The organism is Gluconobacter sp. P5H9_a (assembly GCF_018812085.1).
Lineage (GTDB): Bacteria > Pseudomonadota > Alphaproteobacteria > Acetobacterales > Acetobacteraceae > Gluconobacter.
Genome location: NZ_JACRVW010000022.1, coordinates 23969 through 37203 on the forward strand (window position 1 = coordinate 23969; position 13235 = coordinate 37203).

The window sequence follows — 13235 nt, forward strand, 5'->3', positions numbered from 1 at the left end:
AAATCTCGGGCGATGTTAATGCATAGGAGCTATGCAATTTCCAATGTTTCACGATAATATCGCACGCGATATATAATGCTTCACAGGCTGATCGCAGCCTGATCGATACGGAGTTTTCCACCATGAAGCGCCTCTCCACAGTCATCGCCTTGGCTACCGCTATTGCCGCCGCGCCCGCGCTCGCCGCTCCCGTGCTGGAGCCCACGACCCGGAGAGATCGAAGAACCGTTGATTGATGCGTCTGGCTCCTGATTTCAGAGTTTTGGCGTGCTGATTGATGGCTCCTGGGGTGGCTTTCGCTCTGCGTTTTGAGCAGATCGGGAACGATCATCCGCTGGACTGCTACGCGTGGGCGTTAATCCTCTCGAGGAAAAGGAAGCGGCGCATATTATAGACGATATTGGCCAGCCCGATCCTCATGGTGGCTCGAGTTATGCCCACAGTCCGGACGAACAGCCCGGTCTGTGACTTCTGATCAGCAAAGACATGTTCGACACGCGATCGAATAATGGACTTTCCGGCATTGGAGCGCTGGATGTGCCGGGGCATGGGTTTGAGATGCGGCTTTTTCCTGTGGACCTTCGAGACAAAGCCCTGCTTCTCCATGAAGTCTTCGTTGGCTTTTGAGCGATAGGCTGTGTCTGCCCAGACTATTGAGGCCGTATTGGTTTTATCCAGCAAGCCCTCTCTCAATCGCGCACCATCACTGGCGGCGGCATCGGTTATTTTCCATTTCCGGATCAACCGAAATTTTCGGTCGATGGAGACATGGGATTTGTAGCCAAAGAATGGGATGGCAAGATCTGTTGCGGGGATCGTCCCATCCCCCTGCCGCTTTGCTTTCGTGAACTTCAGCGTCCACCGCGCATGCCTGTCCTTGTGGGACAGCTTTGACGGCTTGTCCTGCCAGTCCTGTGGGATCCGCCCTTCACGCAGATCCGCTTTCTCAGCATTTGTGTTGCGCTGCCTGGGAGCCGCGACCAGCGTTGCATCCAGGATCTGCCCTGACATCGGGAGATAACCAGCGTTCCGCAGGGTTGCATCAAAGCGATTGAACAGACCATCGACCGCACCCGCCTGTGTCAGACGCTCGCGAAACAGCCAGACCGTTTTGGCATCGGGCACGCGATCTGACAGCCCCAGACCAAGAAAACGCATGAAGGAAAGCCGATCGTTGATCAGATATTCCGTCCGTTCGTCGGACAGGTTGTTCAACGTCTGGATGACCAAAATCTTGAACATCAGAACCGGATCAAACGGTGGACGACCGCCTTTACTGCCGTCTGCATAGGCCAGAGCTTTATCCAGGTCAGGACGGAATACTTCAAAATCCACAGTCCGGGAAAACGCTTCGAGCTGGTCACCAAGCCCACTCAGACGAGCCAGGCGATCTTCAACATCAAARAAACCGGGCTGCWTCATCATCCATCCCTCATCGTAAGATGAACGATGGAATCACACACAGGGCCTCATAACCAGAGAGTTTTTCGAACCCTCCAGGTGGGTCGCTTAGGGTTTTGATAAGCCGACGTCGTATGCCAGAAATGCGCGCCAGCCCGGCTCATAGCTTTTCAGGCAAGCGGTGTTCCGAGTTACGTTCACTATAGCGGTCCACTAGATAGTCGGCCCGGTCGCGCAGCAGCCATGTGAATTTCATCAGTTCCTCCATGACATCTACCATCCGGTCATAAAGGGGGGACGGCTTCATGCGGTCATCGTCACCGAACTGCGTATAGGCCATTGGCACGCTGGACTGGTTGGGGATGGTGAACATCCGCATCCACCGGCCCAGCACCCGCAGGCCATTGACGGAATTGAAGCTCTGCGATCCACCCGAAACCTGCATGACCGCCAGCGTACGGCCCTGCGTCGGGCGGATCGAGCCTTCGGACAACGGCAGCCAGTCGATCTGGTTCTTGAACACGGCAGTGATGTTGCCGTGCCGTTCGGGGCTGCACCAGACCTGACCTTCCGACCAGATCGAGAGTTTCCGCAGTTCCTGCACTTTCGGATGGGTCGCGGGCACGGAATCCGCTACCGGCAGGTCGGTCGGGTCGAACACCCGTGTCTCGGCGCCGAGGACTTTCAGAATGCGCTCTGCCTCCAGCACCAGCAGGCGGCTGAACGAGCGGGGACGCAAAGAGCCATAGAGCAGAAGGATACGCGGCGGATGGTCCACACGCGGTTGCGGTTCCAGCCGCGCGAGATCGACCGGTTCAAGATACTCCGGATGCAAGGCTGGCAGCTCAGGTTCGGTCATATATATCGGTCCTGTCGTGTATTACGGGTGACTGATCCGGGGCAGCCATAGGGCCAGCGCCGCGAGTGTTGCCAGCAGGACGGGCGGGGTGATCACCAGTCCGACCTTCATATACTGCCTCCATGTGACCCGATGATTTTTGGATGCCAGCACATGCAGCCACAGCAACGTGGCGAGACTGCCGATCGGTGTAAATTTCGGCCCGAGATCGCAGCCGATGACGTTGGCATAGATCATCAGGTCGCGTGTCAGCGGCGTGATGTCGTGAGCCTGCTGGATCGCCAGCGCCCCGACCAGCACACTCGGCATATTGTTCATGATAGACGACAGAACAGCCGCCAGAAAGCCGGCGCCTATCGTGGCAGCGAACGTCCCCTGATGACCAAGCCAGACCAGTGCGGTTGCAAGGTAGTCGGTCAGCCCGGCATTGCGCAGGCCGTATACCACCAGATACATACCCAGCGAGAAGATCACGATCTGCCATGGGGCACCCCGCAGCACCTTGCGAACAGGGATGACCCGGCCATATCCGGCGACGAGCAAGAGGATTCCGGCGGCCAGGCAGGCTACGACACAGACCGGGATATGAAACGGCGCGGTCAGGAAATAGGCCGCCAGAACCAGGGCCAGCAGCGGAAATGCCGCCCGGAATACATGGTGGTCACGAATGGCCGTGGCGGGTGCTGGCAGTTCGGCGACGGGATAGGTCGCAGGCACCTGCCGCCAATACCACAGCCACAGGACGGCAAGCGTTGCACCAAGTGCTACCAGATCGACGGGGACCATGATGGCGGCATAGCGATCGAACGCAATGCGGAAGAAATTGGCGCTGACGATGTTCACCAGATTGGAAATCACCAGCGGCAGGCTTGTGGTGTCTGCGACGAAGCCAGTCGCAATGATGAAGGCCAGGGCTGCGGTATGGCTCAGGCGGAGTTGAGTGAAAATGGCAATGACAATGGGCGTGAGCAACAGGGCCGCGCCGTCATTGGCGAAAACCGCTGCAATGGCCGCTCCCAGCACCACGATCAGCGGGAATAGCGTCCGGCCTCGTCCTTTGCCCCAGCGCACGACGTGCAGGGCGGCCCAATGGAAGAACCCGGCCTCATCCAGCAATAGCGAGATGACGATCAGCGCGATAAAGGTGAAGGTCGCGTCCCAGACGATGTGCCAGACGACAGGAATGTCGTGCCAGTGGATCACTCCAGACGCCAGGGCCACGGCGGCACCTGCCATTGCGCTCCAGCCGATGCCCAGCCCCCGAGGCTGCCAGATGACAAAAACCAGTGTAGCAATGAAAATGGCAAGAGCCAGCATCAGACGATCCGTTTTCCGGCTTCATCGACGATCTTCGCGCCGTCTTCCTTGGCGAACGCGTCACGCTGGGGGTTGGGCAGGATGTCCAGAACCGTCTCGGACGGACGGCAGAGCGCAACACCGAGGGGGGTGACGACGATCGGTCGGTTCAACAGGATCGGATGTGCGATCATGGCGTCGAGCAGCGCATCGTTCGTCAGGGTCGGATTATCGAGGCCAAGTTCGTGAAAGGGCGTGCCCTTTTCCCGCAGGACCGAGCGCACCGGAACGCCCATACGGGCGATCAGATCGACCAGTTCCGCACGGCTGGGAGGCTTTTTCAGATATTCGATGATCCGGGGTTCTTCGCCGCTGTTGCGGATCAGTGCCAGAACGTTGCGCGACGTGCCGCAGGCCGGGTTGTGGTAGATCGTGATGGTCATGAGCGGGCTTCCGGGGAGGGACAGCAGGAGGACAGGGTCGCGACTAGAGGCGCGCAGAGTTCGGGACTGCCCGCGCAGCAGTCCCTGACGAGGAAGATCATCAGGTCCCGCAGGCGCGGAAGACAGGCGCGATAGACGATCAGCCGGCTATGACGCTCCGAGGTCAGCAGCCCGGAACGGGCCAGGGTGGCGAGATGGGCCGAGATGGTGTTCTGCGGGACATTGAGATGCCGCGCGACATCTCCGGCGGGTAATCCGTCCGGCTCGTAGCGCACCAGCAGGCGAAAGATCTCCAGTCTTGTGGATTGCGACAGGGCGCTCAGGGCTGCGAGGGTAGATTCTGTATCCATATATCCAGTATTGTGGATATATTGTCGTAAGTCAAGCTATCCTGTGTGAGGAAACGGAGATCACGACTGTCGGCTTCCTCAACTTTTCTGCTCAGACCAGACATTCCGCTTACCCCCCTTAACCGCCTGTCTGCTTAATGAATTTGAAGCGGACAGGCCGGCAGTCGCCCTCATCTCGGATATGGGAAGAGCAGTCAGGATATCTCCGATAGCGGACCATTGCCGGTTCTTCTTGACGTAGGGGATAGGAGCAGCCAGCGGTGAAGGCATGGATACCATCAGCCTCCTCGCCCTGCTTCTGACTCTCTCGGCGGGGTTCAGCATTCTCAATCACCACACGTTTCGTCTTCCTGTGACAATTGGCGTGCTAGTCTTCTCATTGCTGGCTTCCCTGCTGGTCATGATCCTGAATCCGTTGATACCGTCCTATGACCTTCAGGCTCTCCCACGGTCTGTGCTCGGAGCGATCAATCTCCCCACGGCCCTTCTGAATGGCGCGCTGTCCCTGCTTCTGTTTGCCGGGGCCACGCAGGTAAACGTCGGACATTTGCGCGCAAAGCTTGCCTGCGTGGCTGCTCTCTCTGTTCTGGGAACCGTCCTGGCCGTTGCCTTTCTGGCGATCGCGGCATGGTACGTCTTCCCTCTGTTGGGGCATGCCATTCCTTTCACGTGGTGCATCGTCCTTGGGGCCATCCTCGCGCCGACTGATCCCGTTTCGGTTGTCGGTATGCTGAAACGTCTCGGACTGCCGGGACCGCTTCAGGCCGTTTTCGCAGGGGAGAGCCTGTTCAATGACGGCGTGGGCGTGGTGATTTTCGGCGTCACGATCGGACTGGCGACCGGGGACAGTCAGGAAGTTACCGCCTCCGAAATTGCTCTGAGTTTCTGTCGCGAAGCAATCGGTGGGGGTTTGCTGGGCGCACTGACCGGATGGATCGCACTCCGTGTGCTTAAGGAACAGCGGGATCCGCATATTGATCTGCTGACGTCGCTGGCTCTTGCGACCGGAACCTTCAGCATTGCCAACCAGCTTGGCATGTCGGGTGCGATCGCCGTCGTGGTGGCGGGACTATGTTTCGGAACAAGCTATAGTTATTCCGTTTTCGATGAGGCATCCCGAAAGGAACTCGACGTCGCATGGACACTCATTGACGAGGTGCTGAACGTCCTGCTGTTCATGCTGATCGGCTTTGAAATCCTTGAGGTCACGCCACATCTGTTTACGGTGCTGGCGACCCTTGCTGTGATCCCGCTGTCTGTTGCCGTGCGGGCATTGAGCGTGCTGTTTTCAACGCTTCCGGTTCACCTCAGGCAATGGGAGCGGGGCCGTGTTCTTGGTGTCCTGACCTGGGGCGGTTTGCGTGGCGGTATCTCGGTTTCGCTGGCGCTTGGCTTGCCGCCCGGAGACTTGCGCGAGCTGATGCTGCCTGTCTGTTACGGCGTGGTGGTGTTTACGATCATTGTGCAGGGGCTAACCATGGAGCGGTTTGCCCGCAAACTCTATCCGTCCTCTACGCTTGGACCGCAATAATACGGCTCTGATTATTTGAAGGACAGTTCCGCAAGGAGGAAAGTAGTGGCAGCTTTCTCATGTTTTTCAACAGATAGCCGACCTTCCGCATCCCCCAAGTGCGGCCACCGCACGTGAGTGGTCAGAACCCCATCGCCTCTCTCTGAGTCTGCCTATTGAAAACCATTCCCCGTTGGAGCGCGGGACGGCGCTTTAGATTGCGCCCCCAGCCATCCCGCCGCGCCTGGAGCGGGATCTCGTCGATGAAGCAGCTCGGATTGGCCTGCTCGCCCCGACGAAACTCGCACCAGGACACACTGACGCGCTGGCGGCCGCGGGTGAGTGCGACATAGGCCAGTCGACGTTCCTCCGCCGGATCAATGTTCGTTCGCGACGGGAACAGCGTATCTTCCCAGCCGATCAGAAAGACATGCCCGAACTCCAGGCCCTTTGAGCCATGGATGGTCATCAGCTTGACCCGACCGACACTGTCATCATCCCGGCTTTCCGAACCAAGGGCCGCATGGTCGAACAGCTCCTCCACCGAGCTGAACTCGTTGGCGAGTGACAGAAGCTCGTGCAGGTTTTCCAGCGCCGTGCGTCCATCCTCCCCGGCCGCCTGGTGCATCGCGAGATACCCGCTCTCTTCGACCAGAACCCTCAGACGCTCTCCCAGACTGGGCTCGTCACTGCGGGCGCCTTTCAGAATCACGTCCAGGAAGCCACGCAGCTTGTCAGCAGCCTTGCCGGTGCGTCCCTGCACCGTGCGCTCCGCCGCCTCGTACAGCGAGATCGCCTCCTCATCCGCGACCTGCTCGAATGTCGCCATGGCCTTGGCCCCGATCCCGCGGGCGGGCTGATTGACGATCCGGCGGAAGGCCTCGTCTGACTGCCGCTCATACGGAAAACATGTCAGACGCAGGAAGGCCAGCGCGTCCTTGACCACGCCGCGCTGCCAGAAGGCGGTATCATTGACCAGCTCGTAAGGGATCCTTGCGCGCAGCAGAGACTCTTCCAGCAGCCGGGAGAGATGGTTGAAGCGATAGAGCACCGCCATGTCCTCGTAAGGCACGCCTTCCAGGGCACGACGTCCGATCTCGGCAGCAATCCCGGAGGCCTCGTCCTGACTGCCGGTATGCCGCAGAATATCCACTGGCTCCCCATCTCCGGACGCGGTATACAGTGTTTTCTCCAGCCGGTTGGTGTCGTGAGAAATGACTGCGTTGGCCGCTGACAGGATATGACCGGTCGAGCGGAAGTTCTGCTCCAGGGCAATCATGCGTCCGGTCGGAAACTCCTTGAGAAAGCTTCGGATAATCCGGACATTGGCCCCACGCCAGCCGTAAATCGACTGCGCATCGTCGCCGACAACGAAGAGCTCGTTGTGGTCTTTGGACAGGCATTTCAGCCAGAGAAACTGGAGGCGATTGACGTCCTGGAACTCATCGGCCAGCACGCAGTCAAACCGGTCCGCCCAGTCCCGTCTGTAGCGTTCGTCGCGGAGCATGGTCACGGTAGGCCACAGCAGCAGGTCTGCAAAATCCGCGCGATTGCTTTCGCGCAGCATCGCCTGATACGCAGGATAGAGCACGGCCGCATCCCGCCAGACCATGATGTCATCGCCTTCGGTGATGGCATCCGTCGCAATCCGTCCCTCGACCCAGGCCACGGCATCCGGGGGAAGAACCATGTTTTCCTTGAGCATGGCGATGTGCGAGCTGACGGACTTCACACGCTTGCGAAACGTCTCTCCGTCATCGGCATTCATGACGCCTGCTTCAATCGCCTTTTCCAGGAGCCTGCACACGATCTTCGTGCTGTCTTCGCTGTCACAGACGTCGAACCCCGGACGCAGACCGGCAATGTCGGGGTCGGTCCGCAGCTGACGGCGTCCGTGCGCATGGAAGGTGCCCACCCAGTACGGGGCCTGCGCGATGTTCAGGGCCGCCGCGATCCGCGTCTTCATCTCCCCGGCCGCCTTGTTGGTAAAGGTCACGGCCAGAATGCGGTCAGGCGACATCCGGCGCTTGACGACACGGTCGACAATACCGGCCACAAGCGTCTTGGTCTTGCCGGTCCCGGCACCCGCCAGAACAACAACCGGCCCTGTCTGACGCGCGGCGTCTGCCTGGGAAGGGGTCAGTCCGGAGAGATGATTATCCACGACCACGTCCCTGCTCCCGGGTGCCATGAAGAACCTCGCACCGCGTCGCACGGCGGGCATCAAGGCTGAGGATGACGTCCGGCTCCACCATCAGGTCAAACTCCTGCCCGAAGTCCCATGTCCCGTCCGCCAGAACCGTCCCTCCGACCACGAGACCGCGCAGCACGTCACCGTCGAACGCGATCTCGGCGTAGGTCTGCGGGAAAGGCGGCTGATTGTGCAGCAGGGCCCAGGTATGCCACACGCGGGTTGTCTCGGCGTCGGCGTGCCAGGCGGCGGTCAGTTCTGCGACATGTCCCAGAAGTGTGACGGCATCCGGACGGTCAGGATGACGCGTGCTTCCGGGAACGGTGCCAATCAGGACAAGCTGCCGCTCCCCCGCCTGGCAGGTCAGGAACCCACTGTCTCCGGTCGGAGACTGAACAAACAGGATGATGCGTCCGGAGAGATCCCAGCCTGCCGCACTCCAGCGTCCCCCAACCACGAGACCCTGACGCCGCTCCGTCTGAGGACCATACGCCACCAGAGCCCAGGGAATACGACAGCCGAGGTCTGGCGTCAGGCGCAGATAATGGTCCGCATCCGGGTGCGCCAGAAAGGCCGCTCTCAGGGCGTCGTTCTTCTCATGTCCGGGAAACAGAGCCTCCATTTCCCGTCGTGCCTTGTCATTCGTCATCAGTCTCTCCTCAGGCGGCGCGGGCGGCGGCCACTACAGTCTTCAGGGCGTCGTTGAAATCTTTGCAGCCACCGTGGGGAATACGGCGGATCACGCGGGCACCGGCCTCGCGGCCCAGCTCTGCAAGGCGCGCGGCATAGCGGTTGCCGGCGTCATCATTATCGGTTGCGGCCACCAGAACGGCAGCCGGATCTTTTGCCATTTCAGCCAGCTCGGCCGTGAGGGCTTCGACCGTCTCCGGTCCCATGCCACCTGCGGTCGAGCAGTACAGGGTTTCGCGCGTGCGCTCGCTGTCGAGGGCGGCGTAGGACAGGGCATCAATGGCGGATTCACTCACCACCAGCCGACGGACCGTGCGGCCAAGGCCGGGCTGGAACCGGAAAAGCGTTTTGACCGTACCCGACAGACAGATGCCCTTGGTGTCCGGACCGCGCAGTTCCGCACCACAGATGGTTCCCGCGGCATCCCGGTGGCAGAACCAGGCGGCGTGATAGCCGTCCCGGATGCATCCGGTCATGATGGCCCGACGCAGAACCCATTCCGGAAGGCAGCGCTCCTCGGTGAGATATGCCCAGACCTTCGTGCCGGATTTAAGCTCCTTCCTGGCCTGCCAGCGCTCGGCCGGAGCAACGTCTGGCGTTTTGGCCTGACGCTCGCGGACGTATTCTGCCCCCTTCGGTTCAATGCCCACCAGCTGACCCAGCTCACGGCAGGCATCGCGAAACTTCAGACCGGGCGTCAGGCGCTGGATCAGGGAGAACACATCCCCCTTTTCGTCCGATCCCGTATCCCACCAGCCACGGCCTTCATGGTTGACGATAATCGTCTCACCCTTGCCCGCACGGTATTTCAGAGCGTTCCGCGTGCTTTCGGGCTTGTCGAGGAGATAGCCATGGCGCTCAAGCAGCAGAGCACAGGAGACGCCTTTGACAAGGTCGGTCCGGTCGTCATCAGACAGTCTGAACGGCTCAAAGCGTGCCATGATCGTCATCCTTTCTCGCTTCGGGGCGGCGCAACGGTCAGAACCGGCCTCAACGCCCCTGTGATCTGGGTTTAATTTAGGAAAAATCCGCAAGTATTGCAAGGAAAAACGGAGGTTTACTGCGGCTTTCATTGTGTTTTATTTTCCGTGACTTACCAATATACAAACATCATCGCCACAAACTTAACGAATACTTAAACAAGCCTTTCGTTCGACCCGTGCCGGAGGCAAAAGGGGCGAAAGCAAGCGCAGCGACGCCTTTCGTCCCGACACTGCCAGGTCCGTCACAAACGCAGCGCAGGACACGATGCCTTCTCAGGGGACCCGGCTGCACGGAGCAACCGAAGGGCGCGGAGGAAGCTGGGGTGGAAGGTCGTCTTGTCCGGAGTGAGGCTTGTGGCACTCCAGACCTTCCCCGCCAGACGCTCCCACACCTTCAGGCACAGTCCCGATCCGCAAAGGGACCGGGCATCACGCCGCCCTGTCGAGCACCCCGCGCGCGGTCCGGCAGATGGGCCGATCCTTCAAGCTCGCGGGCAATGGCGTCGATGTGCGCCTTCAACGCATGAATGTCCTGCAAACCGATCCGGTCCCTTCGGATTTCAAGGCGCCCGGACACGGCGATGCACTCTGCACCATTTTCGATCGCCAGATCATCGATCTGCAGGCGCGCGCTCCCCTCTTCAAACGGAAAGAAAGTCATGGCCTGGCCTCCGCAGTCGCCCGTTCCGGATCGGCCTGGGTCCTGACGGCATAGGGGCTTTGCCGGGGACGAGGGAGGGCCATGGCCGTCTGCCGGATGTCGTCTGGCAACGACGGGAACGGATCGACACCCGTGGCTTGCGTCAGGGCGCCAATGCTGATGATCGTACAGGTGGGCCGGGTATTGTTCAGGCAGAAATACGCCCCCGCTGCATCTTCGGCAGGATCATAAACGGCCTTCCATGTCGCCCACGGCACGGAGATCCGATGCCAGCCGATTGTCTTCCTCGGAGCGCTGAAGACAGGACCGGTCACGACGTAAAGCTCGCCCTCGCGCCGTGCGAGCCCGCGCACGGCCATTTCCACGCCCGTCCAGATGCCTTCATTCAGTTCCGGGGTCTGGGGGACCACATTGGACAGCGCAAAACTCTGCTCCTGGGCGCGACGGCTTGGCTCATCGCCCGAACAGGCCATATGGCCGCGATCATAATCCGACGCGCGGTAATCGCTCAGCTCGGCCCGGTCCTCAAAGGACAGACGGGGATCGGCATGAAAGAACCGGACGACCCGGCCGATCTGCATGCTGCGTTCCAGGTCTTCCTCGGTCAGATGCTCTGCCGTCCACAGGGGGCCATGACTGATCCCCGAGTGCAGGACAGCAAAGGCGTCATTGCACAGAAGCACGGTCTGCTGCCCGAGCGCCTCGTTGGTCAGAACCGGAAGCTGGCCGTCTCCCCCAAACTCGGCACACCCGGCCGGTGCCGCCTGACTTGCGGTGGCCCAGAACAGGGCGCTCAGGGCAAGCCCCGCTCTGTGATGTCGCATCGCCATTCCCTTTCCTCCCGGATGCCTGTGGTGTGCATGCCAGGATGACACGGCCTGTTGTGAGTGAAGGATCAGGGCTGTCAATGGGAGACACACAGCAGCGTGCGTTGCGCCGAACGATGGGCGGCGCTGGCATCACGGCGCAGTGCGGCGCGTAACGCCGCCCCGAGACGATCATCATTCGCGTCATCAGCCAGGTGATCGGCCTCCGCGTAAAAGCGCCGTGCGCGGCCAATGGTCTTGCCTGCCGAGACGGCGCGGTGAAAGACGGGCGCCTCAAGCGCGGGAAGAAAACTGGACGAAGCAGTGAGGGTCTGGACCTGCACGATGCGGTTCCTTTCTTGTGTTTATTGACCGGATGCGGGCCGCGCTGCGGCCCTGTTGTCGGTGGAGGACGGCCAGAATCAGCGGGCCTGATCTCAGTCTTCCGTCCGAGGCAGGGAAGCGCGCTTGACGGCACGACCGTCCCTCGCAAGGCATCGCTTTCCGCCGTGCATGTAGTGGTTGCGGCGAACCTTTCGATACACCGCTCCCAGCTCTGCCCCAGCCATGCGGAAGGCTTCTCCGAGTTCAAGATCTGCAAAGAGAACCGTGTCCGGCCCAAAGACCTCTGCCTTTTTACGGGCTGCTGTCAGATCTGTTTTCCTGCGCTTGGACATGCTCTGCCTCTCTCGGTTTATTTCGTTCCCGATCGGCAGCCTCGTGGGGCGGGCGGCGTGGCAAGGGCGGCGCTGTGCGCCGGGAGCGGAGCGACGCACCCTTGCTGCGACGCCTGCCCCATGAGAGCCCCCTCCCTCCTCTTTCTCTTTCCCGCGCGTCTCTTTTCTGCCCCCGGAGGTTTTCGCGAGGGCCGAATGAGGCCGGTATCTTATTGTTTTTGTTGACTTTTATCTGTGGCGCGCTTTACGCTTGCCGCACAACGACAGGAGGACACCGATGAGTGCACAGACAGATCAGACCGCCACGGTGATCCGCTTTCCGCAGGAGCGGCGTCGTGCACCGACCCTGGACGCGCTCACCGACGCAATCCTGCCCGAGACGCAGTTGCGGTCGCTTGCCGAAATCCGGGCCGTGACACCGCCCCGACAGGTTGAGCGCCTCCGCGCGTTCGGACGCGAGAGGGCGCGACAGATTTTCGGAGCCACCCCCTTGCCCGACACGCGGGAGGGTCGTCAGCGCATGGCATCTGACTGGCTGACGCTTCTGGTCGGTCGGGCACTCGCCCGGGTTTCCGACGCACGGTCCCTCACGGAAAAGGCGGAGCGGCGCGAGATCGAAGATCCGCAGCGCGACGGCATCTATGACGATCTTGCGCAGGCGCTGCGCGCCGAGATCGTCGCCTGGGAGACGGCCCAGAATATTCTGGGCGGATGGGAGGTCGTTCAGGGACTGATCGACGATCCGGACTCCTGCGCCGTCACGGACAGCGCAACGTGTCAGAGCAGACCCATCTGAACAGGCTGCTGCCGGGACAGCGGTGCAGCCAACGCCGGAGCCAGTGAGATGCGGCCTGCATGATCGGCCGGCACGCCGTGACGGTCGATCAGCCTGCGCAACAGCGCCTGTTCGCCTCGGACAGTCTCCTGGCGCAGTTCAGCGCGGTACAGGTCCAGCACCTGATGCTCGACCAGAAGAGCCGCGATCCGGCTTTCCACGTCGGACCAGGTCCAGGCGGGATCGCCGATCCCGCCACGCGCGATGATCTGATCGAGGAAGGCGAGACGCCCCTGCGTCGAGCTGAAATACCGGCCCGCAAAGCCGTTCCGGTTAAAGCAGGCGATAAACCCCCACATCTGGCTGACGCGCTGGTACAGCGCCTTGCTGAACCCCTCCTCCGGCAATCCTTTCGCAACAAAGGCGAGGATTGCATTGGCCAGTTTCGCCTTGTCCTGCGGTGAGCTCCACTGGGTGGCCGTCAGGCCCTCGGCCTCAATGCGGACGCGCCGCAGGTGTGGCAACAGCAGGCTCATGCGGTGGCCTCCTGCGCGAGCGCGGACAGAGCCTCCGCGACAGCGCCGGCAAGATCG

15 protein-coding genes are annotated in these 13235 nt (G+C 60.9%); 2 read left to right on the top strand and 13 right to left on the bottom strand.

What is annotated here, in order from left to right; all coding sequences use genetic code 11:
- Positions 1-342: 342 nt before the first annotated feature.
- The 5 genes from KP708_RS14465 to KP708_RS14485 all read right to left on the bottom strand — a co-directional run bounded on the left by KP708_RS14465 (position 343) and on the right by KP708_RS14485 (position 4349).
- Entirely contained in the window at positions 343-1425 is a 1083-nt protein-coding gene (locus KP708_RS14465; RefSeq protein WP_215757207.1) for an IS5 family transposase, read from the bottom strand.
- Between the two features lie 136 nt (positions 1426-1561).
- Positions 1562-2260 (bottom strand): arsenical resistance protein ArsH, encoded by a 699-nt coding sequence (arsH, locus tag KP708_RS14470; RefSeq protein ID WP_010505757.1) that lies wholly within the window; start codon positions 2258-2260, stop codon positions 1562-1564.
- A gap of 21 nt (positions 2261-2281) precedes the next feature.
- A complete protein-coding gene (locus KP708_RS14475) occupies positions 2282-3577 on the bottom strand; it encodes an arsenic transporter (protein WP_010505759.1) in 1296 nt (431 codons plus the stop codon).
- Complete coding sequence (arsC, locus tag KP708_RS14480) at positions 3577-3999, bottom strand: arsenate reductase (glutaredoxin) (RefSeq protein ID WP_010505761.1); 423 nt, start codon at positions 3997-3999, stop codon at positions 3577-3579. Before arsC ends, KP708_RS14475 begins: the two co-directional genes overlap by 1 nt.
- On the bottom strand, positions 3996-4349 hold the full coding sequence (locus tag KP708_RS14485; RefSeq protein ID WP_010505762.1) for a helix-turn-helix transcriptional regulator: 354 nt from the start codon (positions 4347-4349) through the stop codon (positions 3996-3998). The genes arsC and KP708_RS14485 overlap by 4 nt, the downstream gene beginning before the upstream one ends.
- 268 nt (positions 4350-4617) lie before the next feature.
- Between KP708_RS14485 and KP708_RS14490 the strand changes: the two genes are divergently transcribed.
- A complete protein-coding gene (locus KP708_RS14490) occupies positions 4618-5880 on the top strand; it encodes a sodium:proton antiporter (RefSeq protein ID WP_059431504.1) in 1263 nt (420 codons plus the stop codon).
- A 121-nt stretch (positions 5881-6001) separates the two neighbouring features.
- Here the strand turns inward: KP708_RS14490 and KP708_RS14495 are convergent, their stop codons facing one another.
- From KP708_RS14495 to KP708_RS14525, 7 genes are all read right to left on the bottom strand, one after another.
- Positions 6002-8029: an ATP-dependent helicase gene (locus KP708_RS14495; RefSeq protein ID WP_010505064.1), complete on the bottom strand. Its 2028-nt coding sequence runs from the start codon at positions 8027-8029 to the stop codon at positions 6002-6004.
- Positions 8016-8699: a hypothetical protein gene (locus tag KP708_RS14500; protein ID WP_010505063.1), complete on the bottom strand. Its 684-nt coding sequence runs from the start codon at positions 8697-8699 to the stop codon at positions 8016-8018. Before KP708_RS14500 ends, KP708_RS14495 begins: the two co-directional genes overlap by 14 nt.
- A 10-nt stretch (positions 8700-8709) precedes the next feature.
- On the bottom strand, positions 8710-9681 hold the full coding sequence (locus KP708_RS14505) for a DUF3991 and toprim domain-containing protein (RefSeq protein WP_026017710.1): 972 nt from the start codon (positions 9679-9681) through the stop codon (positions 8710-8712).
- Between the two features lie 436 nt (positions 9682-10117).
- Positions 10118-10384, bottom strand: coding sequence for a hypothetical protein (locus KP708_RS14510; RefSeq protein WP_010505060.1), 267 nt, complete (start codon positions 10382-10384; stop codon positions 10118-10120).
- Positions 10381-11214 carry a DNA/RNA non-specific endonuclease gene (locus tag KP708_RS14515; protein WP_010505058.1) on the bottom strand — a complete coding sequence of 278 codons (834 nt, stop codon included), beginning with the start codon at positions 11212-11214 and terminating at the stop codon, positions 10381-10383. The genes KP708_RS14510 and KP708_RS14515 overlap by 4 nt, the downstream gene beginning before the upstream one ends.
- A gap of 74 nt (positions 11215-11288) precedes the next feature.
- Positions 11289-11534, bottom strand: a complete 246-nt coding sequence (locus KP708_RS14520) for a hypothetical protein (RefSeq protein ID WP_010505056.1) — start codon at positions 11532-11534, stop codon at positions 11289-11291.
- A gap of 93 nt (positions 11535-11627) precedes the next feature.
- The gene (locus tag KP708_RS14525) at positions 11628-11867 is read right to left on the bottom strand and encodes a hypothetical protein (protein WP_010505054.1); all 240 of its coding nucleotides are present in this window, start codon (positions 11865-11867) and stop codon (positions 11628-11630) included.
- Positions 11868-12144: 277 nt separating this feature from the next.
- Here KP708_RS14525 and KP708_RS14530 point away from each other — a divergent pair, with 277 nt between their 5' ends.
- Complete coding sequence (locus tag KP708_RS14530) at positions 12145-12663, top strand: hypothetical protein (protein WP_010505051.1); 519 nt, start codon at positions 12145-12147, stop codon at positions 12661-12663.
- Here the strand turns inward: KP708_RS14530 and KP708_RS14535 are convergent.
- A complete protein-coding gene (locus tag KP708_RS14535) occupies positions 12645-13178 on the bottom strand; it encodes a hypothetical protein (protein ID WP_010505050.1) in 534 nt (177 codons plus the stop codon). The genes KP708_RS14530 and KP708_RS14535 overlap by 19 nt on opposite strands.
- Positions 13179-13235: the final 57 nt, after the last annotated feature.